This is a genomic window from Leisingera sp. ABD4_442 (genome assembly GCF_056160905.1).
This window is the reverse complement of record NZ_JBSWYB010000040.1, coordinates 15,208-39,266: the sequence shown is the minus strand read 5'-3', so window position 1 is coordinate 39,266 and position 24,059 is coordinate 15,208. Positions and strand designations below refer to the sequence as shown.

Annotated in this window: 20 protein-coding genes; 12 read left to right on the top strand and 8 right to left on the bottom strand. The window is 64.0% G+C overall.

Features of this window, described 5'->3' with window-relative positions:
- From ACXAHG_RS20490 to ACXAHG_RS20475, 4 genes are all read right to left on the bottom strand, one after another.
- Nucleotides 1-216: hypothetical protein (locus ACXAHG_RS20490; RefSeq protein ID WP_475060287.1), on the bottom strand; the 216-nt coding region annotated here is incomplete at its 3' end.
- Nucleotides 217-1,479 carry a PLP-dependent aminotransferase family protein gene (locus ACXAHG_RS20485; RefSeq protein ID WP_475060284.1) on the bottom strand — a complete coding sequence of 421 codons (1,263 nt, stop codon included), beginning with the start codon at nucleotides 1,477-1,479 and terminating at the stop codon, nucleotides 217-219. It abuts the gene before it with no gap.
- Entirely contained in the window at nucleotides 1,476-2,966 is a 1,491-nt protein-coding gene (locus ACXAHG_RS20480; RefSeq protein ID WP_475060282.1) for an aldehyde dehydrogenase family protein, read from the bottom strand. The genes ACXAHG_RS20485 and ACXAHG_RS20480 overlap by 4 nt, the downstream gene beginning before the upstream one ends.
- A gap of 11 nt (nucleotides 2,967-2,977) precedes the next feature.
- On the bottom strand, nucleotides 2,978-4,429 hold the full coding sequence (locus ACXAHG_RS20475; RefSeq protein ID WP_475060280.1) for an aminotransferase: 1,452 nt from the start codon (nucleotides 4,427-4,429) through the stop codon (nucleotides 2,978-2,980).
- A 29-nt stretch (nucleotides 4,430-4,458) separates the two neighbouring features.
- On the opposite strand from ACXAHG_RS20475, the gene ACXAHG_RS20470 reads away from it, so the two are divergent.
- Entirely contained in the window at nucleotides 4,459-5,385 is a 927-nt protein-coding gene (locus ACXAHG_RS20470) for a LysR family transcriptional regulator (protein WP_475039349.1), read from the top strand.
- A 42-nt stretch (nucleotides 5,386-5,427) separates the two neighbouring features.
- Here the strand turns inward: ACXAHG_RS20470 and ACXAHG_RS20465 are convergent, their stop codons facing one another.
- Genes ACXAHG_RS20465 through ACXAHG_RS20455 form a run of 3 tightly spaced genes read right to left on the bottom strand, consistent with a single transcriptional unit; the run spans nucleotide 5,428 to nucleotide 11,774 of the window.
- Nucleotides 5,428-7,842, bottom strand: a complete 2,415-nt coding sequence (locus ACXAHG_RS20465; RefSeq protein ID WP_475039351.1) for a GcvT family protein — start codon at nucleotides 7,840-7,842, stop codon at nucleotides 5,428-5,430.
- A gap of 4 nt (nucleotides 7,843-7,846) precedes the next feature.
- The gene (locus ACXAHG_RS20460; protein ID WP_475060277.1) at nucleotides 7,847-10,264 is read right to left on the bottom strand and encodes a GcvT family protein; all 2,418 of its coding nucleotides are present in this window, start codon (nucleotides 10,262-10,264) and stop codon (nucleotides 7,847-7,849) included.
- A gap of 4 nt (nucleotides 10,265-10,268) precedes the next feature.
- Nucleotides 10,269-11,774 (bottom strand): trimethylamine methyltransferase family protein, encoded by a 1,506-nt coding sequence (locus ACXAHG_RS20455; RefSeq protein WP_475060275.1) that lies wholly within the window; start codon nucleotides 11,772-11,774, stop codon nucleotides 10,269-10,271.
- A gap of 87 nt (nucleotides 11,775-11,861) precedes the next feature.
- On the opposite strand from ACXAHG_RS20455, the gene ACXAHG_RS20450 reads away from it, so the two are divergent.
- Entirely contained in the window at nucleotides 11,862-12,209 is a 348-nt protein-coding gene (locus tag ACXAHG_RS20450) for a hypothetical protein (RefSeq protein ID WP_475060273.1), read from the top strand.
- Nucleotides 12,210-12,298: 89 nt separating this feature from the next.
- Here the strand turns inward: ACXAHG_RS20450 and ACXAHG_RS20445 are convergent, their stop codons facing one another.
- Complete coding sequence (locus ACXAHG_RS20445; protein ID WP_475060271.1) at nucleotides 12,299-13,033, bottom strand: GntR family transcriptional regulator; 735 nt, start codon at nucleotides 13,031-13,033, stop codon at nucleotides 12,299-12,301.
- 179 nt (nucleotides 13,034-13,212) lie between these two features.
- On the opposite strand from ACXAHG_RS20445, the gene ACXAHG_RS20440 reads away from it, so the two are divergent.
- From ACXAHG_RS20440 to ACXAHG_RS20395, 10 genes are all read left to right on the top strand, one after another.
- Nucleotides 13,213-14,202 (top strand): transporter substrate-binding domain-containing protein, encoded by a 990-nt coding sequence (locus tag ACXAHG_RS20440; RefSeq protein ID WP_475060268.1) that lies wholly within the window; start codon nucleotides 13,213-13,215, stop codon nucleotides 14,200-14,202.
- 61 nt (nucleotides 14,203-14,263) lie between these two features.
- Entirely contained in the window at nucleotides 14,264-15,433 is a 1,170-nt protein-coding gene (locus tag ACXAHG_RS20435) for an amino acid ABC transporter permease (RefSeq protein ID WP_475039359.1), read from the top strand.
- A 13-nt stretch (nucleotides 15,434-15,446) separates the two neighbouring features.
- Nucleotides 15,447-16,514, top strand: coding sequence for an amino acid ABC transporter permease (locus ACXAHG_RS20430; RefSeq protein WP_475039361.1), 1,068 nt, complete (start codon nucleotides 15,447-15,449; stop codon nucleotides 16,512-16,514).
- Between the two features lie 11 nt (nucleotides 16,515-16,525).
- Nucleotides 16,526-17,272, top strand: coding sequence for an amino acid ABC transporter ATP-binding protein (locus ACXAHG_RS20425; protein ID WP_475039362.1), 747 nt, complete (start codon nucleotides 16,526-16,528; stop codon nucleotides 17,270-17,272).
- 2 nt (nucleotides 17,273-17,274) lie between these two features.
- Nucleotides 17,275-18,819, top strand: coding sequence for a choline-sulfatase (betC, locus tag ACXAHG_RS20420; RefSeq protein WP_475060266.1), 1,545 nt, complete (start codon nucleotides 17,275-17,277; stop codon nucleotides 18,817-18,819).
- Nucleotides 18,816-19,706, top strand: a complete 891-nt coding sequence (gene dapA, locus ACXAHG_RS20415; RefSeq protein WP_475060263.1) for a 4-hydroxy-tetrahydrodipicolinate synthase — start codon at nucleotides 18,816-18,818, stop codon at nucleotides 19,704-19,706. The genes betC and dapA overlap by 4 nt, the downstream gene beginning before the upstream one ends.
- A gap of 65 nt (nucleotides 19,707-19,771) precedes the next feature.
- Nucleotides 19,772-21,010: an NAD(P)/FAD-dependent oxidoreductase gene (locus ACXAHG_RS20410; protein WP_475060261.1), complete on the top strand. Its 1,239-nt coding sequence runs from the start codon at nucleotides 19,772-19,774 to the stop codon at nucleotides 21,008-21,010.
- Nucleotides 21,011-21,054: 44 nt separating this feature from the next.
- The gene (locus ACXAHG_RS20405; protein ID WP_475060259.1) at nucleotides 21,055-22,533 is read left to right on the top strand and encodes an aldehyde dehydrogenase family protein; all 1,479 of its coding nucleotides are present in this window, start codon (nucleotides 21,055-21,057) and stop codon (nucleotides 22,531-22,533) included.
- Between the two features lie 3 nt (nucleotides 22,534-22,536).
- On the top strand, nucleotides 22,537-23,292 hold the full coding sequence (locus ACXAHG_RS20400) for an SDR family NAD(P)-dependent oxidoreductase (protein WP_475060256.1): 756 nt from the start codon (nucleotides 22,537-22,539) through the stop codon (nucleotides 23,290-23,292).
- A gap of 4 nt (nucleotides 23,293-23,296) precedes the next feature.
- Nucleotides 23,297-24,052 carry an SDR family NAD(P)-dependent oxidoreductase gene (locus tag ACXAHG_RS20395; RefSeq protein WP_475060254.1) on the top strand — a complete coding sequence of 252 codons (756 nt, stop codon included), beginning with the start codon at nucleotides 23,297-23,299 and terminating at the stop codon, nucleotides 24,050-24,052.
- The last annotated feature ends 7 nt before the right edge of the window (nucleotides 24,053-24,059 follow it).

The window sequence follows — 24,059 nt, the reverse complement described above, 5'->3', positions numbered from 1 at the left end:
GGGTATGGTGTCGCCTTTTTTTCTTCTTTTCCTTTTTTCCTCTTTCCCTTCTTTCTCTTCTTTTCTTTCTTCCCTCCCTTCTCCCTTCTTCTCTTTTTTTTTTTTTTTTTTTTTTTCTCTTTTTTGTTTTTTTTGTTTTTTTTTCCTCCCCGGGGGGTGGGCTGACCCCCCCAGCCCGGCCTGCAGCCGGGTGTTGGCTCTCTTCAAAACCTGCACTTACCCCTCCCCGAACAGCAGGTTTGCAAACCAATCCCCATCGTCCAGATGCGCTGCGGTTTCCTTCAGTGCCGAAACCAGGCACTCTGCCACCACCGCAGCCCCACCTGCCCGCGCCACCGCGCCGGACGTCGGCTTCAGCCGGATCGAGACCCGGCCGCCGGGCTGACCATGGGTATTGACGGTGACAATGCCCTTTTCACGCAGCATCAGCATACCCGCGGCGGCGGTGACCTCGGCAGGCACCCAAGCGGCAGAGGACTTGCCCGCCATCTCCAGCACGATCTCCATTGCATCTTCTTCGCCGATCTTCGGCCCCAGCGCCGAGCGGCTGACCCGCTCTGTGCCAAGCGCCGCCTCCAGCGCCGCCGCCAGATCCTGACCGTCCTGCGCCTCCTGGATCAGCAGATCGGGGGTGAAGCCTTGCAGACTGCGCATAGCTCCTACGGCCACTGGCGCGCGCGCCTCCATGCCCAGCTCGCTGGCCTTGGCCTGCACCGGCACCAACACGGCGGGATCGCCGCAAAGGACACCGGCACGCGGCCCCGACAGCCCCGCCTTGTCGGCATTGGTAATGACCAGATCGGCGCCGAACGTGAGCGAGGCGTCGCCGCCATGCAGGACAGGCCGGAACCGGGCGCCATAGGCATCATCCATGAACACCACGCAGCCCGCCGCCTTGCCCGCAGCGGCGGCGGCGCGGATCAGCTCATCCGGCAGCATCGCCAGCTCGGAGGTGACCGGGGTGATCACCATCAGTGCCGGCGCCTCCGCCGCCAGCGCCGATTCAACGCCCGCCAGATCATGAACTTCCTTCACCGCCACATTGGCCAGCCTGGCGCCGCGCGTCACCGAGGCATGGCTGCGGTCGCCTTCAGGCACCAGCGACAGCACCGGCTTGCCGCCTGCATGGGCCAGAACAATGGCGACGATGCCCGCACTGGTGCGGTTCACCACCGCGGCCGCCTCACTGCCGCTGCCGCCCAGGTGGCTGATCGCCGCCTGCCGCAGCTCCTCGCCAAACAGCCCCGGACCGACCCACTCCTCGCAAAGAACGCCCAGATCCTCGGGCGCGGCCGGGTAGAACCGCAGGTTGCCGGTGCAGATGGCGATCTTTTCGATTCCCTCCCGCGCCACAAACCCCGCCGCCACCCGGCCCGCCTGGGCCAGGCGGCGCACTTCATCGGCCGAGCCTGCCAGCAGAGACCCCCGGGCATAGCCCACGCCCGGGTCGATCAGGTTGCCGAACCGGTCAACGCTCATGCATCCGCCTCGATATTGATGGTGACGCACTTGCGATAGGTATAGGCCTCCAGCGCACCTTCGATCGAGTATTCGCTGCCCATGCCCGACTGTTTGGTGCCGCCATAGGACATGCCCGGGATCTGGCCGCCGCCCTGGTTCACCTGGATCCAGCCCGCATCGATGGCACGCGTGAGGCGGGTGATCCGGCTGACATCATGGGTAAAGAGGAAGGCCGCCAGCCCGTAATGGGTGTCGTTGGCCATCGCGATGACCTCTGCCTCGGTCTCAAACGGGATCGCCACCATGACCGGGCCGAACACCTCTTCGCGGGCGATCCGCCAGCTGTTGTCGACACCGGTGATAATGGTCGGGTTCGGGCAGAAGCCAGCCGGATCCTCCGCCGGGGTTTCGCCGATCAGGAATTCGGCGCCTTGCGCCTCGGCTTCCGCCACAAAGCCGCGGATCTCGCCATAGCGCTCGGCATTCACAACCGCGCCCATGTCCGCATCCGGGTCCAGAGCATCGCCCACTTTAAGCGCCGCGGATTTCTCGGCCACCTTTGGCATCAGCACGTCCCAGATGTCCTTGTGCACAAACAGCCGCGAGCCGGCGGTGCAGCTCTGCCCCTGGCGGGCAAAGCGCATGGCATTGGCGACCTGCTGCGCGCAGCTGTCCAGCCGGCCATTGGCAATGGCATCGGGGAAGACAATCGTCGGGGATTTGCCGCCCAGTTCCAGCGTCAGTTTGGCGATGCGGTCGGCAGTGGCCTTGCCAATCAGCTTGCCCACTTCCGACGAGCCGGTGAAGGACACCTTGTCGATGCCAGGATGGCTGGCCAGCGCAGCTCCTGCTTCCTCGCCCAGGCCGGTCACCACGTTGAACACGCCCGGGGGGAACAGCCCGTCGGCCAGCTCGGCCAGCTTCAGGATCGCCAGCGGCGCGTCTTCCGCGGGTTTCAGTACCAGGCAGTTGCCGGTGGCCAGCGCCATCGAGATCTTCACCGCGCCCAGCTGCAAGGGCGAGTTCCAGGGGATGATCGAGCCCACCACTCCATGCGGCTCGCGGGTCGAGTAGCTGAGCAAGCCCGGCCCCAGCGGCAGCGTCTCGCCCTTTTGCTCCACCGCCACGCCGCCGTAGTATTTCAGCACGCCCGCCGCGCCCATCGCCTCGCCGCGCGACTGGGTCTTGATCGCATTGCCGCTCTCGGCCGCCAGCACCCGGGCCACCTCTTCGGCGTTCTCCTCCAGCCGGCGCCCGAGTTCCGCGAGCAGCTTGCCGCGTTCGGCAGCCGCCAGGGAGCGCCAGGCCGGCAGAGCGGCACGGGCGGCCCAGGCGGCCAAATCGACCTCGCGTGCCGTGCCGCGTCCTACCTCGCAGATAGCCGCGCGGCGGGAAGGGTTCTCGACCGCCAGCGTTTCACCGCTTTCAGGCCAGTGCCAGGCGCCGTTGATATAGCACCCGGCCAGCCCCGCTTGGGGCAGCTTTGGTTCCAGCAGTTCCGCCATTTTCGCCTTCCTTACATCTTTGCCTTGACCACGGCCCAGGCGTCATCCAGCGCGCCCTTGAACCGCTCGGTGGCAATCTCAATCTCGTCCTCGTTGATGATCAGCGGCGGCATGAAGCTCATCCGGTCGCCGATCGCCCGCAGGTACAGCCCGCGGTCATGGGCAAAGTTCTGCACCAGCTCGCCCACTTTCCAGGACGGATCAAACGGCTCGCGCGCCCCTCCATCCTTCATCAGTTCAAAGCCGCAGAACAGCCCGGTGCCGCGCACTTCCGCGACCAGCGGATGATCCGCCATCGCGTGGCAGCGGCTGAGGAACCGGTCGCTCACCTTGCGCACATGGCCAACCAGGTCGATCTCGTCATAGATGTCCAGCGCCTCCAGGCTGACAGCGGCGCCGACCGGGTGGCCTGCATAGGTATAGCCGTGGCCGAAGACGCCCACCTCGTCGGAGTTCTTCATCATATCGGCATACATATCGTCCTTGAACATCAGCGCCGAGACCGGGAAGAAGGCCGCCGACAGCGCCTTGGCGCAGGTCACCATGTCGGGTTTCATGCCCCAGGTCTCCGAGCCCCACATGTTGCCGGTGCGCCCGAAGCCGCAGACCACCTCGTCTGCCAGGAGCTTGATATCATATTTGCGCAGCACCGCCTGCATCTCGCGCCAGTAGCCCTCCGGCGGCATCAGCGCGCCGCCGCCCGAGATTGCAGGCTCGGCAAAGAAGGCGGCAATGGTTTCCGGGCCTTCCGACAGGATCAGCTCCTCGAACTTGGCCGCCATCCGGGCCGAGAACTCCTGCTCGCTCTCGCCGTCGATGTGGAAGCGGTAGTAGTTCGGCAGTTCGGTGTGCTTGAACTCCGGCAGCGGCAGGCCGAACTTGGCGTGCATATGCGGCTGGCCCGACAGCGACACTGTGGCCACCGTATTGCCGTGGTAGCCGCGCACCCGGCCGATCACCTTGCGGCGCTCCGGCTCGCCTTTGGCGGTGTTGGTGTACCACAACAGCTTGATCGCGGTGTCATTGGCCTCAGATCCTGAGCATTGGAACATCGCCCGGGTCATGCCGTTCGGCGCCATCGCGGTCAGCCGCTCGCCCAGTTCTGCCACTTTCAGATGCGACCGGTTGTAAAAGGTCGGCGCAAACGGCAGCGTGTTCATCTGGCGCACCGCGGCATTGGCCAGGCGCTCGTTGTGATAGCCTAGCGACACGCAGCCCAGGCCCGAGAACCCATCGATGATCTCGCGCCCCTCGCTGTCATAGATGTACACGCCCTTGCCGTAGGTGATCATCGTCGGCCCGTTCTCCGCATGCTGGCGCAGGTTCGACTGCGGGTGCACGTGGTGGGCTTTGTCCTGCTCGATCGAGCGTTTGGCGTCGGCGTTCATGTCTGGCTCCAAAGCAAATCCTTGCGGCGATTTCAGCGCCATCTTGACTGAGTACCAATCTCGAAGTTTTCTCATTTTAGTGAATCAATTTCAGGCAAAATCCCATGAAACCGCTCCTCGACCTGCGCCACCTGCAGCTGATCCAGGCAATCAACCAAACCGGCCGGATCACCGATGCCGCCAAGATCCTGGGGGTGACACCTTCGGCGCTGTCGCACCGGTTGCGCGAGGCGGAACGGCGGTTGGATGTGCCGCTCTACACCCGCCTGCACAAGAAGCTGCGCAAGACGCCTGCGGCCGACTACATGGCGGTTGTGGCCGAGCGCATCCTTTCGGATCTCAGCCGCGCCGAGGAAGACGTGCGGCGGATGAATGCCGGGGTGCAGCACGTGGTGCGGCTCTCGGTCGAGGCCTACAGCAACTACCGCTGGCTGCCCGCTTTCATCAAGTTCCTGAAATCCCGCGCCGACGGCATCGACCTGCAGATCATGGCCGGCGCCCGCAGCGATCCCCTGTCCGGCGTGCTAAACCGCCATATCGACATCGCGGTGATTTCGGGTGCCGTCAGCCAGGCCGGCCTCACCAGCCTGCCGCTGTTCGAGGACCCGCTGCTCTACATCACCGCCCCCGGCCACCGGCTGGCGGGGCGGGACCATGTGGAGGGCAGCGACATCGTCGGCGAGCCCTTCATCACCTACACCAAAGTACCCGAACCCGACCGCGAGTTCGCCCGCCTGTTCCGCCCGACCGAGACCTACCCGAAATGGGCCGCCACGGTCGAGCTGCCCGAGGCGATCATTGAGCTGGTCGCCTCAGATCTCGGCACCAGCGTGCTGTCCAGCTGGGCGCTGCAGGCGGCTTTGAACGAAGGCCGCATCGTCGGCGCCCGGGTCACCGCCGAGGGCATCAACGTACCCTGGCGCGCCGCGCTGCGCAGCGAGGACATGGAAGACGGCGACCCGATCCGCCAGGTCGCGGAGCTGCTGTCGGAATGGTGCGCCCTGCCGGACGCAGGCTTCCACGTGACCTAAGGTCCGATGGGCAGGCACATCCCTGGAAACGCCGTTTCAGCCTTACCCCTGCATCCGCTTGTTGCCGGGATCGTAAAACGGCCGCAGGCTGGCCGCGGCGGCCACGGGTTTTCCCGACACCAGGATCAGATAGTCCCCGCCTTCCAGCGACTTCAGCGCCGCGCCGCCGGGCCTTGCCACGTATCCCAGCCCCACGGCCCCGCCAACCGTCCAGCCATAGCTGGCCGAGGTCAGCCGCCCCACTACCTCGCCGTTCCGCAGAATGGGTTCCTTGCCAAAGACCAGCGCCTCCGGATCCTCCAGCCGGAAGCACAGCAGGCGGTTGGCAGCACCTTGCGCACGCTTGGCCTCGATCGCCGCCTTGCCGGTGAACCCGGTGGTGAAATCGCAAGCAAAACCCAGGCCGCTTTCCACCGGGCCGTCGAAAGGCCCGATGTCGTACCCCCAATGGCGGAAGCCCTTCTCGATCCGGCAGCTGTCCACCGCCATGCCGCCGCAGAGCCGCGGCGCACCCTCGGCGGCCATCACCGCCTCGAACACTGCCTGCGCAAACTCCGCCGGCACATGCAGCTCCCAGCCCAGCTCGCCCACATAGGTGATCCGCTGCGCCCTGACCGGGCAATGGCCGATGTGCAGGTCCTGGAAGCTGCCAAAGGGAAAGGCCCCGTCCGACAGATCCGCGCCGCTCAGCCCTTGCAGGAAGTCCCGCGCGCGCGGGCCCATCACCGCCAGCGTTGCCTCGGAGGAGGTCACGTTGACCACGCTGACACCGGTCCCCTCCAGCTGCGTCTTCAGCCAGCTTCCGGTCTGCGGCTCCGCCCCGGCCGACGCCATCACCAGGTACCGGCTTGCGGACAGCTGGGCGACGGTCACATCCGCCTCGATCCCGCCCTGCGCGTTGAACATATGGGTATAGACCAGCGCCCCCGGCGCCACCGCCATATTGGCCCCGCACAGGCGCTGCATCTGCGCCTCGGCCCCCTGCCCGTCCACGATGAAGCGGCCAAAGGTCAGGTCGATCATGCCGAGGTCGTTGCGCAGGGCCTCATGTTCGGCTTTCCAGTCGTCAAACCAAGGCTCCCGCCCGAAACCATCGGTCATTCCGCGCCCGTAATACAGCGGCCGCTCCCAGCCATTGGCGCTGGCGAACTGGGCTCCGGCGGCCTTGAGGTGACCATAGTAGGGCGTGCGCCGCAGCCCGCGGGCTTCGGTCTTGTGCAGATAGGGCCAGTGCATCGCATAGGCGTGGCTCAGCGTTTCCGCCGCCTTGGCAGCCGTATAGCTGCGGGCGTTCAGACCCGGCACAATCCGGCGGCTGTCCACATCCGTCAGATCCATGGTCATATGTCCGGCCATGATCCATTCCGCAAGCGCCCTGCCCGCACCGGGGCCGTTCTGGATGCCGGTGGAGTTGAAACCGGCGGCCACCCACAGCCCCTTCACCTCCGTGACCGGTCCAAGGTAGTGCTTGGCGTCCGGGGTAAAACACTCCGGCCCGTTGAAGAATTTGCGGATGCCCGACTCCGCCAGCGCCGGGACCCGTGCCATTGCTGCTTCGAGCACCGGATAGAGGTGCTCTTCGTCGCAGGGCAGCTCGTCGAACTCGAAAGCCTCCGGCAGGCCGCCTTCGGGCAGCCAGGGGGCGGCGTTCGGTTCCGAGCAGCCGATCAGCAGCTTGCCTGCGTCTTCCTTGTAATAGGCGTATTCATCCATCACCCGCAGCACCGGCAGATCGCCGGTGACGCCTTCGATGGGGTCGGTCACCACATAGTAATGGTTGGTGTAATGCAGCGGCACCTGCACGCCGTGGCTCAGCCCGAACTCGCGTGCCCACATGCCGGTGGCATTGACCACATGCTCGGCCCGCACCAGCCCTTGCGCAGTTTCCACGCCTACGGCACGGCCGCCTTCGATCACCACATGTTCGACCTTGGTGTCCTCGAAAATCTGCGCGCCGTTCATCCGGGCGCCCTTGGCCAGCGCCATGGTGGTGTCGATCGGGTTGGTATAGCCGTCGCCGGGGAACCAGAAGGCGCCCTTGGCGTCGTGGGCAGACAAGAGCGGCCAACGCTCCAGCGCTTCGCCCGTGCTGATTTCTTCCGCGCGGATGCCGCAGCCGCGGGCATAATCCACCTTGCGCCGCAGCTCCTCCATCCGCGCATCCGTCAGCGCCAGCGTCATCGACCCGTTGCGCTTGAAGCCGGTGTTCTGGCCGGTTTCATCCTCCAGGCTCTCCATCAGGTCGAGGCCATACTTTGCCAGCGCCGTCATCACCGGCACGCCCTGGGTCTCGCTGACCAGCCCGGCCGCGTGCCAGGTGGTGCCGGAGGTCAGTTTCTTGCGCTCGAACAGCGCCACTGGCCAGCCAGCCTTGGCCAGGTGGTAGGCCGTTGCACAGCCAACAATGCCGCCGCCGACAATGGCGACCTGCACGTCCGTGGGAAGGGGCTTTGCCATCTCCTTACCCCCGCAGCCGGTCGTTTTCGGGATCGTAGAACGGCACCGTGGCAACCGTTGCCTTTACCGGCTGGCCCAGCACTTCAATGTCAAAGACCTCGCCCGGCTGCGCGGCAACCGTCAGATACCCAAGCGCAATCCGCTTGCCGATGCGGAAGCCGGTGCCGCCGGAGCTGACATAGCCCACCGGCCTGCCATCGCGGCAGATCGGGTCCGAGGACAGAGCATCCGCGCCGTGGCCCTCCAGGACAAAGGCGGTGAAGTGGTAGCCCTTCGCCTGCTCGGCCTGGGCCATAAACGCATCGCGGCCAACGAAACTGTCTTTCTTTTTGCTGACAAACCGGTCCAGCCCCGCATCAAAGGCCGTGTATTCGATGCCAAAATCCGACCCCCAGCCGTGGTATCCCTTCTCGATCCGCATCGCATTCAAGGCATAAGAGCCGAACTCCACCATGCCCTTGTCCGCGCCCTGCTCCATGATGGCGCTGTAGACTGTCACCAGATCGGCCGAGCGCATGTGCAGCTCCCAGCCCAGTTCGCCCACATAAGAGACCCGCAGCGCAACCGCCGGCGCGCCGGCAATGGTGATCCCACGCACCGACATCCAAGGCGCTGCCTCTTTCGAGAGGTCATCCTGGGTCAACGGCTGCAGCACATCGCGGGACTTCGGCCCCATCACCATCAGCGCCGCGTCAAACTCCGAGCCGCGCCGCAGGGTCACGCCCTCTTCCGGCAGGAATTGCGACATCCAGTCGTGGTCGCGCTGGTCCGCCAGCGTCGGGCCGCACAAGAGGTATTTGTTCTCCTCCAGCCGGGCGATGGTGGCCTCGGACCAGAGCTTGCCCTTGGGCGTCAGCATGTAGCTGAGCTTGACCCGGCCCACCTTCGGCATCGCACCGCAGAACACATGGTTCAGGAACTCAGTCGCCTTGGGGCCTTCGACCTCGTAGCGGGTGAAGCCGCCGTGATCCATCACGCCCACATTGTCGCGCACGCCTTCGCATTCGGCCTTTACCGCATCATGCCAGGCTTCGTGATGGAAGCTGAGCTTGCCATCGTCCTTGATGGCATCGGTTTCAAACCAGAACGCCCGTTCCCAGCCCGCGACCTGGCCGAACACCGCGCCTTTGCCCTTTAGCGTCTCATAAAGCGGTGTGGTCTGCACCGGACGACCCGATTTCCACAGACGGTGCGGATAGGGGATCGCATACTGGTTTTCATAAAGCTCGCTGGAGCGTTTCACCGTGTAGTCAAACGTCGCCCATTCCTCGCCGAACCGGCGCGGGTCCCACATCGACATGTCCCATTCAGGCTCGCCTCCGGTGATCCATTCGGTCAGCGTCTTCGCCGCCGCCGCCGAATGGGTGATGCCCACCGGGAAGCAGCAGGCGTGGTAGAAGTTCGGCAAGCCGAAGGCCGGGCCGCACAAGGGCGCGCCATCCGGGCTGTAGGGGATCGGGCCGTTCACGAAACGGCTGACACCCGCCTCGCCCAAGAGCGGCACATGCGCCAGCGCCGCCTCCAGGATCTCGGCGATATCATCCACGCTGTCGGGGTAAAGCTGGTTGGCAAAGCAATCCGGCATCCCGTCCAGCCAGGCGGGGCGGCCTTCGTGCCCGTAGGAGCCCAAGAGCAGCCCGTTCCGCTCGCGGCGCAGATAGTACATGATGTCGGGATCGCGCACGAGCGGGAAGTTTTCGGGGTTTGCTTCCAGCTCCGCCAGGCTGTCGGTGACCAGATACTGATGCTCCAGCGTAACGACGGGCAGCTTTTGCCCAACCATCTCACCGACCTGGCGGCCATAGTAGCCGCCTGCGTTGATCACGATGTCGCAGCGCACATTGCCCTTGTCTGTCTCCACCTCCCACTCGCCGGATGCGCGGCGTCTGATGCCGGTGACCTTGGTGAACCGCTGGATCGCCGCGCCCTGATCCCGCGCGCCCTTGGCCAGCGCCTGGGTGAGCTGCGAGGGGTCCACATCGCCCTCATAAGGGTCATAGATGCCGCCGATGATGCTGTCGCCAGAGCTGAAATAGGGATGCATAGCGTCCATTTCAGACGGGGTCAGCATCCGCATCTCATAGCTTAGCCCCTTGGAGATCCCCACCAGGTGCCGGAAAAGATCCATCCGCTCCTCTGTGTGGGCAGGCCAGAAGGCGCCGGTGTGGCGGTAGGTGATCGGGTAATCCACCTCCCCGGCCAGATCCTTGTAAAGCCGCCAGGCGTAATTGCCCGCGCGCATGCCGCCCCAGCTATTGGCATAGGTCGGAATATTGCCCGCCGCATGCCAGGTGGAGCCCGAGGTCAGCTCGTTCTTTTCGATCAAGAGCGTGTCGGTCACGCCCGCCTTGGCCAGGTGGTAGAGGGTCGACACGCCAACAGCGCCACCGCCGATGATCACAACTTTGGCTTGGGTCTTCATGAGGTCACGCTTTCAGGGTCTCGGGCAGATGAATGGGCAGGCGCGCGCGGATGGCGGCCTCGATGTCGGCAGGCAAATGGTCCGGTACGGGCTGGGCTTCGATCTCGGCCACACGGGCCACCGCTCGGTCCCAAACCGTCAGCGCGCCGCTTTCCAGCCAGTCGTTCACGCTTTGGCGGTCGCCGAGCTGGGGATAGACATACTCCGATGTCATCAGCTCCAGGGTTTGCGCGGTGCCGAGGTAATGGCCCTCGCCCGTCACCACCTGCTCCATCATGTCCAGATCGATGGCGCTGTCGAACATCTCCACCCCGCGCACCGAGCGCAGGATCGCGCCGCACATGTCGTTGTCGATCACCAGCGCCTCCTTGCTGGCGGCCATGATTGAGCCGAGCATGCCAACCGAGAGGTTGATCATGTCGGCACCGCCCTGGGCCGCCAGCGCGATGGTGTAGCCTTTTTCATAGCCCGACTGCGCATCCGCGGTCTTGGCATCGGTCATTCCGGCCGAAACGGTCGACGGCAGACCCAGGTTCAAGAGCAGCTGTGCGGCGGCGGCATTCGCAACCGCTGCCTCGCCCGAGCCGCCGGTCATCGCACCGGTCCGCAGGTCCGAGATGAAGGGCATGAAGGCCAGGATGCAGGGAAAGCCGGGGCGCATCATGTTGGCCAGCACCAGCCCTGCCAGCGATTCTGCCAGCCCCTGTGCCAGGGCGCCGGCCAGCGAGGCCGGGCTGGTGGCGCCGGCCTGTGCTGCCGAGCAGATCTGCAAGGGCATCCCCAGCCGCACACATTCCCGCATCACGCCGCAGGCTTCCTCCGCCAGAGTCAGTGGCGGCACCACATGGCAGATCGAGGCAAAGCAGAACGGCTGCGCCACAAAGGGGGTATCGCCCAGGGCTGCGCCCAGCATCTCCACCACCGGCGCCACATTGGCGGCTTCAAAGAAGCTGGTGCCGATCGGTTTCGAAGTGGCCTTCATCGCCGCGAAGGCGGTGTTGATGTCCAGTGTCAGCGGGTCCTCCAGATCCCGCGCCACCACCGGGCGCAGGCTGTAGTGGATACTGTCGCAGGCGTCGACAATGCGCATCAGCCCGTAAAGATCCTGCAGCGTTGAATCGCGGAAAGTCTGCGTCGCTGCATCCAGCACCTGCACCGCGGCGCCACCGGTGCCGATGTGCACCCGGCCGCCGCCAGCCTCGATTCCCCGGTCGCGATTGAAGCCGGGCAGCTCCACCCGCTTACAGGCCTTTGCGATCATGTCCTCAACCAGCGCGCGGGGAAAGGTGATCCGTCCATCCGCCCGCGCCAGCGCCCCGTTACCTAGTGCGAGTTCGCGAATGTCTTCAGGGGCTTGCGAAACGCCAATCTGCTCCAGAATGTCGAAAGCCGTGTCTGTGATATACCAAAGCTTGCTGTCATCCAGCGGCATAAGGCGGCCGCCCACGGGCGGCTGGGTCAGCTGTGACCCAAAGGGTCTGCCTCCACGTTTTGATCGTGTTCGCCGCATTCGCGCGTCCTTGTTGATGTGCGTCTTGGCGGCATCTTAGGAAGAGCAAAAGATTAGCTCAATTCCATTATTTACACACTTTGATGAATGAAATTCACCCAAGGTTATCCCAAGGCAACCTATCCACAATTTGCTGCGATGAAGCGGAATATGGGGTATCAGCAGAGTATCTGCGGTGCGCCCTACCGGCCTCAAAGACAACGGCAGACCGGCTCAGCGATGCGGGAATTGCAGATCACATTCCGCCACGATCATTGCCTGATACGAAGCTCATCTCGCCACGGATGCGTGACGCTCTCGTCCTGCTTGCGGTTCTACGCCGCTCTTTTGATCCCCACTTCCCTCAGCATAGCAGCAGAAAACTTCACTGGCAGAGGAACGCTGGCTTTTGGGATAACAATCGGCACACCGCCTACTACTAAAGGAGAACTGTGAAAGAGGACACACCCAGCCGACTTTCCAAGCCAGAGTTTTTCAGCAAGCATCTGGCTGCAGGCAGCAGGAGTTTACCGTACCGTGCCGGCCTAACCAGAATAGCCGACCTGCAGTTCGATGTCGGTGATATAGTTGGCACCCATAAAACGCCTGAAACGGTCGTGAAACCCTCGGGTATGCGCATGTGCCAGTGCATCCGCGCGCTCCACGTCACGTGCCTCGATGGCGTCAATCATCTCATGATGCTCAGATCCAAGAAGCTGGTCTTCAGTCGACTCCTGAATGTAGTCGAACAGCATGTGCAGAATTCGCCGGCCTTCATCAAGAAGCATTCCATACGACCTCGTGAAATAGGGGTTTCTGCCGGCTTCGGCCACAGCCAGGTGAAAATCCTTGTTCGTCGCCGACATTTTCAGATGGCCGCCGCTTTTGCAGGCTTCATCGAAGGCTGCGGCCCTTTCCCGCATACGCTCAAGATCCGCGGCTTGGCGATTTTGTGCGGCCAACCGCGTCGTAATGCGCTGATTGAGATCCAGTGCCTCCACGTAGCGCGGGAAATCCGCAAGGTTCACTGGCGCAACCAGCGTTGACCGGTTCGACAGCATTTCCACCAACCCGTCTGCGGACAGACGGATCAAAGCCTCGCGGATCGGCGAGCGGGACATCGCAAACCGCTGTGCAAGAGAGGTTTCATCCAGCGGCACTCCCGGCTTCAGGTCCAGCGACAGAATCTCCGTCTTGAGAACATCATAGACATGTTTTGCGCCGCCTCCCCTAGCTTGCTTTGCAGGCTGCTTGGCCCCTGCGGCTGTTGTGGCGCTCATGAAGCTGCCTCTCTTCAAAGTTTTCTGTGCTCCCGTTGATAGCGGAAAAGGAGCCTGAAACAAATCTATTGACTTGTCGCCAATGTGTCGACAAATATCATGTCTACAAAATGTCGACAATGGTGGAGGAAATTTTGGCAACGATAAAAAATTGGTTTGGAACCGCAGCGGGCGGCGTGATGGCGCTTGCAGCATCCGGCGCGGCCGCGGATGGGCGCCTTGATACAGTGCTGGAGCGCGGCTCGCTCTTGTGCTCGGGCCACAACGGCTCATTCTTGGGCTTTGCCGAGGTGGATGATCAGGGCACTTGGAAAGGCGTCGACATCGACCTGTGCAAGGCGCTGGCGGCGGGCCTGTTCGGCCAGTCCGACGGCAACCTGGAAATCGTACCGATCAGCTGGGCTCAGCGCTGGCCCGCGCTGCAGTCGGGCGACATCGACGTGGTGATCAAGGTCTCCGGCTGGACCCAAAGCCGCGACACCGAGTTGAACCTGGCCTACAGCCGCCCCTATTTCATCGGCGCCTTCCAGGTGATGGCCCATGCCGAAACCGAAGCGGAAAGCGTGGCGGATCTGGACGGTGGCTCGATCTGCGTTTCGGCCGGCACCTCGACCGAACGGGTCCTGGCCTCCTACCTGGAAAGCCACAATATCGACGCCGAGATCATCGTCTTTGAAAAAGGCGACGAGGTGCGGACCTCCTACTTCGGCGGCCGTTGCGACGGTCTGATCGAATGGGCGCCCAGCCTGGCCGCCGCCCGGGTCGAGGCCGAAGACCCCTCCGCCCACGTGATCCTGCCGGACGTGCTGGAGCTGGAAGCCGAAGGCATCATCGTGCCCGAGGGCGACCCGGACTGGCTGGATGTTCAGAACTGGATGCTGAACTCGCTCTGGTATGCCGAGGCGCAGGGCATCACCTCCGCCAATGTCGACGAGTTCAAGGCCAACCCGCCCTCCACCACGGTGGGCAAATTCCTGGGCGTCACCCCGGGCTACGGCGAGCGTCTCGGCCTCAAGGACGACTGGGCCTACAACATGATCAAGGAAGTCGGCAATTTCGGTGAGATCTACGAGCGCAACATCGGCTCCGGATCGCCCTACAACCTGCCCCGCGGCATCAACGCCCTCTATACCGAGGGCGGCGTCTTCTACCCGATGATCATCGACTGATCCGGTTTGAACCCGGGCAGAGCCGACTGGCTCTGCCCATCAAACAAAGGGGGGAGAGAAAATGACAGCATTGCTCAGAAGCAAAACCGTGCGCGACGCCGGGCTGCAGGCCGGATTCACCGGCGGCTTGTTCATCATGATCGTGGTCTTTGTGCTGACTGCGCAAACCAACCTGGAGGCCCAGGGGCTGACATCCGGTTTCGGCTTCCTGGAACGCGCCACCGGGTGGGAGATCAACTTCTCCCTGATCGACTATTCCACATCCTCCCCCTATTGGCGGGCCATCCTGGTCGGCGTGCTGAACTCGATGTTTGTCGGCGCCATCGGGCTGACTGTGGCCACCGTGCTGGGCGTCACCGCAGGCGTCATGCGCACCTCCGGCAACGGCATGGCTGAATTGCTGGGCACTGCATTTGTCGAGATCTTCCGCAACGTGCCGCTGCTTTTGCAGTTGTTCTTCTGGTACGCGCTGCTGATAGGGCTGCCGAAACCGAAACAGGCGCCCTTTGTCTGGGACTCCATTGCCCTCACGGGCCGCGGCATCTTTGTGCCTGGCCTGAATGTCTCCGGCGGCTCCGTCTTTCTCGCCTTCCTATTCCTGCTTGCGGCCTTCGGCCTGTCACTCTGGCTCGGTGCCGCGCGCCGCTTCTCGCGGATGGGCAAGGCGCGCAAGAAAACGCTCCGCCGCAGCCTGTGGCTGGGTGCCATCATCCTTGGGATCCTGTCGATGTGGCTCGGCCGCCTGCCGGACACTCCGCTGGTCAACATGCCCTACCTCAAGGGGCTGAACTACCGCGAGGGTATCCGCATCTCGCCGGAGCTTCTGGCCTGCATCATCGCCATCTCGATCTACGGCGCCGCCTATATCGCCGAGATCATCCGCGCAGGCTTCAACGCCATCCCCGGCGGCCAGAGCGAGGCCGGCCATGCCCTGGGCCTCACCCGCTGGCAGATCTTCAGCCGCATCCGCTTGCCGCTGGCCATCCGTGTGGTGCTGCCGACGATGATCAACCAGTACGTCTGGCTGTTCAAAGCCACCACCATCGGCATCGCCATCGGGTTCGCGGACTTCTTCATGGTGGTCTCCACCTCGATCAACCAGTCCGGCCAGACGCTGGAGCTGATCGGGATCCTGATGGGGGGCTACCTGCTGATCAACTACTCCATGGCCTGGGTGCTCAATCGCGTGAACGACGCGATCAAGCTCAAAGGCACACAGCTGCGGATCTGAGGGAACACACGCCATGGCCAAGACCTACCACCGCCCCACCCTGCTGGATCACATCCGCACCCGCTATTTTGCCACCCGCCTGGATACCGCCATGTCGGTCCTCTTCGGCGCCATCACCCTGTGGATCCTGTGGAGCCTGCTGAACTGGGCTGTGCTGGACGCAGTGTTCAGCGCCGCCGACAAGGAACTGTGCGGCCATGATGCCGGCGCCTGCTGGTCGGTGATCGACGCGCGCTGGCGGCTCATCCTGTTCGGCCTTTACCCGTTCGAAGAGCAGTGGCGCTCTGCCATCGCCTGCGCCGCCATCGTGCTGGTCACAGCCCTGTCCTGCGTCCCCTGGTTCTGGAACGCCAAACGCCTGCCGGTGCTGTGGCTCACAGGCTTCGCCACCTTCTATGTGCTCATGGCGGGCGGCTATTTCGGGCTTAAGGAAATCCCGCCGCAAAGCTGGGGTGGACTGTCGCTGACCATCTTTGTTTTTGCCGCCGTCGCCATCATCGGCATGCCGCTGTCCATCGTCTTTGCCCTGCTGCGCCGCTCAGAACTGCCGTGGATCGCCCGCACCATGGGGCTGGTGATCGACACCATCCGCTCACTGCCCTTGCTGTCGATCATGTTCACCTTTGCCATCGTGCTGCCCTTTGTGCTTCCGGGCTGGCTGATCGGCGACAAGCTCTACCGCGTCATCGTCGGCTACGCGCTGTTCTTTGCCTGCTATCAGGCCGAAATCATCCGCGGCGGCATGCAGGCGCTGCCCGCAGGCCTTGAAGAAGCCGCCAAGGCGCTTGGCATGTCCTACTGGCACCGCATCAGCTACATCGTGCTGCCGCAGGCCTTCCGCAACGCGCTGCCGCCGACCATCAACCAGTTCGTGATCACCTTCAAAGAGACCTCGCTGGTCGTGATCATCGGCTTCTTTGATGTGATGGCCTCGGGCAATGCGGCCTTTGGCACCGCCGAATGGAGCTTTGCTCATATCGAAGTCTACAGCTTCGTTGCGCTCATCTTCTTTGTCTTCGTCTTCGCGCTGTCCCGTTACGGCGCCTATCTGGAACGCCGCCTGGCCGTTGCCAGCCGCTGAGGGAGGAACCCATGCCCGCAACCGACACCGCCGTGCGCATCGCCGAAATGGACAAATACTATGGCGCCTTTCACGCGCTGAAGAACATCAACCTAGACATCCGGAAGGGCGAGAAGATCGTCGTCTGCGGCCCTTCCGGCTCCGGCAAATCGACCCTGATCCGCTGCATCAACAAGCTGGAGGATTATCATGCAGGCTCGATCAACGTGCTGGGCACCGAGCTGGACGACAACCTCGATCACATCGACGAGATTCGCCGCGAGACCGGCATGGTGTTCCAGCACTTCAACCTGTTCCCGCATATGACCATCCTGGAGAACTGCACCCTCGCCCCGATCCTGGTGCGCAAGCAGCCCCGCACCGAAGCCGAGGCGGTGGCGATGGAATACCTGCACAAGGTCAAGATCCCCGAACAGGCGGACAAATTCCCCGGCCAACTTTCCGGCGGCCAGCAGCAGCGCGTCGCCATCGCTCGTGCCCTCTGCATGAAGCCCGAAATCATGCTGTTTGATGAACCCACCTCGGCACTGGACCCGGAGATGATTTCCGAAGTGCTCGACGTGATGGTGTCTCTGGCCGAGGAGGGTATGACCATGGTTTGCGTCACACATGAGATGGGTTTTGCCCGCCAGGTCGCCGACCGGGTGATCTTCATGGCCGATGGTGAGATCGTTGAGCAGGGCACGCCGGAACAGTTCTTCGACAACCCGCAAAACGAACGCACCAAAACCTTCCTCAGCCAAGTCCTGGGACACTAACCATGACAAAACCCAACATCATCCTGTTCATGGTCGACCAGCTCACGTCTTTTGTGCTGAATGCCTATGGCGGCACCGTCTGCAAGACCCCCAACATCGACGCGCTGGCCGCCCGCGGCACGGTGTTCGAGAACGCCTATTGCCCCTATCCTCTGTGCGCGCCGTCGCGTTTCGGCATGATGGCAGGCCGCCTGCCCTCGCGCATCGGCGCCTTCGACAACGGGGCTGAGTTCACCGCCTCCACCCCGACCTTTGCCCACTACCTGCGGGCAAACGGCTATTACACCAGCATCTCAGGCAAGATGCATTTTGTCGGCCCCGACCAGTACCACGGCTTCGAAGAACGCCTCACCACCGAGATCTACCCGGCCGATATGTCCTGGACCCCGGACGCTGACTTCCGCGACTACAACAAGGACGAGGAGCGCGCCTATACCTTCGGCGTCTCCACCATCGACACCGTGCGCGATGCAGGCCCTGTCGCCCGCTCGATGCAGATCGACTATGACGAGGACGTCATCCACCACGCAGTGCGCGAGCTTTATACCCGGGCGCGCAGCGACGACACCCGCCCCTTCATGATGACGGTCTCGCTGACCCACCCGCATGACCCCTACGTCACCACGCAAGAGTACTGGGACCGCCATCCAGAAGAGACCATCGACGCCCCGCAGGTGCCCCATATCCCGGTGGAACAGCGCGACGCCCACAGCCAGTCGCTCTACTACCACTATGGCCAGGACAAATGTGAACTGAACGATCAGGACTACCGCAAGGCGCGGCGCGGCTACTACGGGATGATCTCATATGTCGATGACCTGTTCGGCCGCCTGATGCAGGCGCTGCAGGACAGCGGCTATGCAGATAACACCGTGGTGCTCTTTGCCTCCGACCATGGCGACATGATCGGCGAGCGCGGCATGTGGTTCAAGAAGACCCTGTTCAACCCGGCAATCCAGGTGCCGCTGATCCTCGCCCATCCGGAGCATGCACCGGGCCGGGTTGCGGCACCTGCCTCGCTCTTGGACATCTTCCCGACCCTGCTGGACATCGGCGGTATCACCGGCAGCGCCATCAAAACGCCCTTGGACGGCCGCAGCCTGATGCCCGCCCTGCGCGGTGAGACCCTGACCGGACCCGTCTATGCCGAACATATCGACGGCGGCACCTCCGCCCCGCGGGTCTGCGTCCGCGACGGCGACAAGAAGCTGATCATCTCCCGCGCCTACCCGCCGCAATTCTACGATCTGGCCGCCGACCCGCTGGAGCAGGTCAATCTGGCAGGCCAGGGCAGCGCAGACGAGGCCCGCCTGACTGAGCTGGCCGAACAGACCTGGCCGCTCGACACCCTGCTGGACGACGTCATCGCCAGCCAGGTCGCACGCAAGTTGATCGACAACGCCCTTTCCACGGGCCGCGAGGAAATCTGGGATTTCACCCCGCGCGCCCTCACCCAGAACACCAACTATGTCCGCCGCGGCGACGCTTTCCCCGAAGTCGAGCAGCGCGGCTACCTCCCCTACAACACCAAAAGGACCTCCTCATGAGCTACAACGTCAAACTCTCGGGCGTAATGCCCGCCCTGGTCACCCCATTCGGCGCCGACGGCAAGGTTGATTTCAACGCCTTCGAAAAACTGCTGACCCATTTCCGCGAGGCCGGCGTCACCGGCTGGGTGCCCAACGGCTCCACCGGCGAATATTTCAGCCAATCGACCGAAGAGCGCCGCCAGGTGCTGCTGTTCGTCAAGGAATTCGCCAACGACGACGAGATCCTGATCGTCGGCACCAACGCCCCCGCCACCCGCGAAGTGATCGAACAGACCGCCATGGCCAAGGACATCGGCTATGACAACGTGCTGCTGGCCCCGCCTTTCTACACCCGTCCGACCCAGGAAGAGCTGATCAAGCACTATGAGACCGTGCTGGCCGAAGTCGACGTGAACCTGGTGCTCTACTCCTACCCGCTGAAGGACGGCAACGACATCAGCTTTGAGCTGATGGACCATTTCGCCGATAATCCCCGCGTCATCGGCATCAAGGAAAGCTCCGGCGTGCTGCAGCGCGCGATCGACATCGCCTCGCGCTACGAAGGCAAGATCCAGCTGGTCTCCGGCTCCGACGACATCGCGCTGGACTTCATGTTCTGGGGTGCCGACAGCTGGATCTGCGGCCCGTCCAACTGCATGGCCAAGGCCTGCTGCGATCTGGACCGCACCTACAAGGCGGGCAATCTGGACAAGGCGAAGGAGATGATGAAAACGCTCTACCGCGCCATGAACATCCTGGAATCCGGCAAGTTCGTGCAGAAGATCAAATACGGCTGCGAGCTGCAGGGCCTGCCCGTCGGCGAATGCCGCGCACCGCTCGGCCCGCTCACGGATCAGGAAAAGGCCGAGTTCCGCACCGCGATGGAACCGATCCTGAACTGGTAACCTCTCTCCCCTGGCCGGGGGAGGCACGCGCTGCCGCCTCCGGCCCCTTTTGGGACAAGACAAACATGAGCTATATCGTGGTCATCGGCGGCGGCGTTGTCGGCATCTCCTGCGCGCTGGAGCTGCAGGATGACGGCCACCAGGTCACCGTGCTGGAACCCGGTCCCGTGGGCGAGGGCGCCAGCTGGGCCTCCTGCGGATCCATCGCCGTCAGCGAGGTGATACCGCTCTCCAAACCCGGCATCATGATGAAGGCACCGGGCTGGCTGCTGGACCCTTTGGGGCCGCTGACCTTGCGCGCCTCCTCCGCGCTGGGGGTGCTGCCCTGGTTCCTGCGCTTTGCCGCCAACGCCCGGGCCAGCCGGATCAAGGCGATCAGCGCGGACATCGCCGCCCTCACCCTGCCGTCGCTTGCCGACCTGCAATCCATGCTGGCGCGCTACGGCCTGTCGGTTCTGCTCCGCCCAGCCCCGGTGATGGAGCTTTACGACAGCGCCGAAGAACTCGGCCACGAGCGCGATTTCCACGACATGCGCCGCGCGCTCGGCTTCCAGATCGACGAGATCACCGGCAACGAGGCCAAGGAGATGGAACCCTCCATCGCCGGCGATTTCGCCTGCGCCACGGTGTTCCGCGATTGGCGGTCGGTGGTGGACACCAAACGGTTCGTGACCGAGCTGCACCGCGTCTTTTCAGATCGCGGCGGCACGGTGAAATGCGCCCGGGCCACTGGTTTCCTACGCAATGGCAACGGCGCGGGCGGCGTCCGCACGGACAGCGGCGAAACCATCACCGGCGACCAATACGTCCTGGCAGCCGGCGCCTGGTCCAAGGATCTGGCCCGCGATCTGGGTGTTGCGATCCAGATGGAGGGGGTGATCGGCTACCAGACCAGCCTCACGGCCCCCGGCGTCGATGTGACCAACGCCATGGTTTATGCCAAGGGCGGGTTTGGCATCACACCTTACGAAAGCGGCCTGGCGGTCGCGGGCAGTATCGAGTTTGCGGGCCTTGATGCCCAGCCGAACTGGAAGCGCGCCGAAATCCTGGTGGAGAAGGCCAAGCGCGTTCTGCCCGGCCTACAAACCGAACCCGCCCAGCGCCGTATCGGCCGCCGCCCGCTGACGCCCGACACCAAACCGATCATCGGCCCGGCCCCGGGCGCTGGCAACGTGATCCTGGCCACCGGCCACGGCCAGCTTGGCCTTACCCTCAGCGCCACCACCGGCAAGCTGGTGCGCAGCCTTATCGCCGGACGCCAGCCCAACATCGACATGCACGCCTACAGGGCAGACCGCTTCTGACGCTTAGAAATTCACCGGGCACTGCCCGGCACCGGAGAAATAACATGCAAAACAAGCTCTTCATCAACGGCGAATGGACCGCCTCCGCCTCTGGCGCCATGTTCGATGTGGTGGACCCTTCGAACCGCGAGACCTTCCACCAGGTGGCCCGCGGCAGTGCCGCAGACATCGGTGCCGCCGTTCAGGCCGCCCGCGACGCTTTTGACACCGGCCCCTGGCCGCGCACGACCGGTGCTGAGCGCGCCGCCATCCTGCGCAAGATGAGTGACGAGATCACCCGCCGCACAGATGAGCTCGCCCGCCTGGAAGTGCGCGACAACGGCAAACCCCTGCCCGAAGCGGTCTGGGATATCGAGGATACTGCTGGCTGTTTCCACTTCTACGCCGACTTGGCCGAGCGGCTCGACAACAGCGTCGAACAGGACATCGAGCTGTCGATGGCGGAGTTCACCTCCAAGGCGGTGAAGGAACCGGTCGGCGTGGCGGGCGCCATCATCCCCTGGAACTTTCCCATGCTGATGGCCGCCTGGAAGGTTGCCCCGGCCCTCGCCGCAGGCTGCTGCATGGTGCTGAAACCTTCCGAGCTCACCCCGGTTACTGCTCTGGAGCTGGGCAGCATCGCCACCGCTGCAGGCCTGCCTGCAGGCGTCCTCAACATCGTCACCGGCTTCGGTCCCGAGGCCGGCCAGCCGCTCACCGAACACCCGGGCGTTGACAAGCTCGCCTTCACCGGCTCGGTCCCCACCGGCGCCCGCATCATGGCCACCGCCGCGCAGGAGATCAAAACCGTCAGTCTGGAACTGGGCGGCAAATCCCCGATGGTGGTCTTTGGCGACGCCGACATCGACGAGGCCGTCGAATGGATCATGTTCGGCATCTTCTGGAACCAGGGCGAGGTCTGCTCCGCCACCTCCCGCGTGCTGATCGAAGAAAGCATCTACGAACCGCTGCTGGCCCGCCTCGCGGAAGAAGCGCAGAAGATCAGGATCGGCCACGGGCTGGAAGACGGCGTGCTGCTCGGCCCCCTCGTCAGCCAAGGACAGCACGAAAAGGTCCTCGCCGCCATCGACCACGGCAAATCCGAAGGCGCCCGGCTGGTCTGCGGCGGCGGCGTGCCCGCGGGCCTGGAGCACGGCTGCTACGTCGAACCCACGATCTTTGCCGACGTGCCCACCGACGCTTGGATCTGGAACGAGGAGATCTTTGGCCCCGTCGTCTGCATCCGCCCCTTCAAGACCGAAGAAGAAGCCATCGCGCTCGCCAATGACTCCCGCTTCGGCCTCGGCGCAGCGGTGATGTCCAACGATCTGGAGCGCGCCAACCGCGTCGCCCGCGCCTTCCGGGCCGGCATCGTCTGGGTCAACTGCTCGCAACCCACATTCACCGAAGCGCCCTGGGGCGGCTACAAACAGTCCGGCATCGGCCGCGAGCTGGGCGAGTGGGGGCTGAACAACTACCTGGAGACCAAGCAGATCACCACCTACGACCGCTCCAAACCCTGGGGCTGGTATCTGAAAGGCTGAGCCATGGCGCATCTGACAGGACAGACTGTGCTGCTGACCGGCGCCACCGGCACCATCGGCGCCGCCATCGCCCGGGAACTCGCCCGCGAGGGCGCCCGGGTGCTGCTCCACTATGGCCGCAACTGCGAGGCGGCAGAGGCTTTGGCGGCAGAGATCGGCAACGGCGCCATGTGCTTCGCTGCTGATCTCAGCGACCCCGCCGCCCCTTCCCGGCTCTGGGCCAAGGCGGAAGCCGCGGCCGGCCGCATCCACGCGCTGATAAACAATGCCGGCATCCTGTCGCCGTCCTCGGTGGATGACCCGCTGGACCAATGGCAGGCCACCTGGACGCGCGATGTGCAGGTGAACCTTCTGGCGGCGGCGGACCTCTGCCGCGCTGCCATCACCCACTTCCGCACCCATGGCGGCGGCAGGATCATCAACATGGCCTCCCGCGCCGCCCAGGGCGGCTACCGGGCCGAGGCGATGTCTTACGGCGCCACCAAGGCCGCGCTGGTCAACCTGACCCAAAGCATCGCGGGCGGCTTCGGATCCGACAACATCACCGCCACCGCCCTCGCCCCGGGCTGGGTCCGCACGGAGATGTCCGAGGCCTACATCGCAGAACATGGAGAAGCCGCTGCGCTGTCGGGCATTCCCATCGGCCGCATGGCCGAACCCGCAGAGATAGCAGAACTCACCGCCTTTGCCCTGCGCCCCTCGCAATCGTCCCTTTCCGGTGCCGTCCTCGATGTGAACGGCGCCAGCCAGATGAGGTAACCGCATGAACCGGTTCGAAAACAAGACAGCCATCGTCACCGGCGGCGCTGGCGGCATCGGCACCGCAATCTGCCGCCGCCTCGCCGCTGAGGGCGCTTTTGTCTGGATCGTCGACACCAATGCCGCCGCCGCCGAGGATCTGGCCGCCGCAATCCGCACAGATGGCGGCATGGCAGACTGCAGCGCCGTCGACCTGACCGATCCCCAGGCCATCCGCAGCTTTGTCTCCGGCCTCACGTCCAAGGGCTGCGGCATAGACGTGCTATGCAACAACGCAGGCCTGATGCGCCGCGGGGCGCTGATGGAGCTGAGCCCCGAAGACTGGAGTCTCTCCTTCCAGGTCAACATCGATGCGCTGTTCCACATGTGCCAGGCGGTGATCCCGGTGATGCAGGCCCAGGGCGGCGGCGCCATCGTCAATACCGCCTCGCAATGGGGGCTGCACCCAGCGCCAGGCCACATCGCCTATAACACCACCAAGGCCGCTGTTGTGGCCTTCACCCAGAACCTCGCCCGCGACTATGCGCCGGACAAGATCCGGGTGAACGGCGTCGCGCCGGGAGAAGTCCGCACCCCGATGCTGGAAAGCAACCTGGCCCGTTCCGGCCGCAGCCTCGCCGACCTCAACGCGCTGATGCCCTATGGCCGCATTGGCGAGCCTGAGGAAATCGCCGCCCTGACCGCCTTCCTCGCCTCGGACGAGGCTGGCTACCTTTGCGGTAGCATCGTCGAAATCACCGGCGCCCAAGCCGTCGCCTGACAGGAGA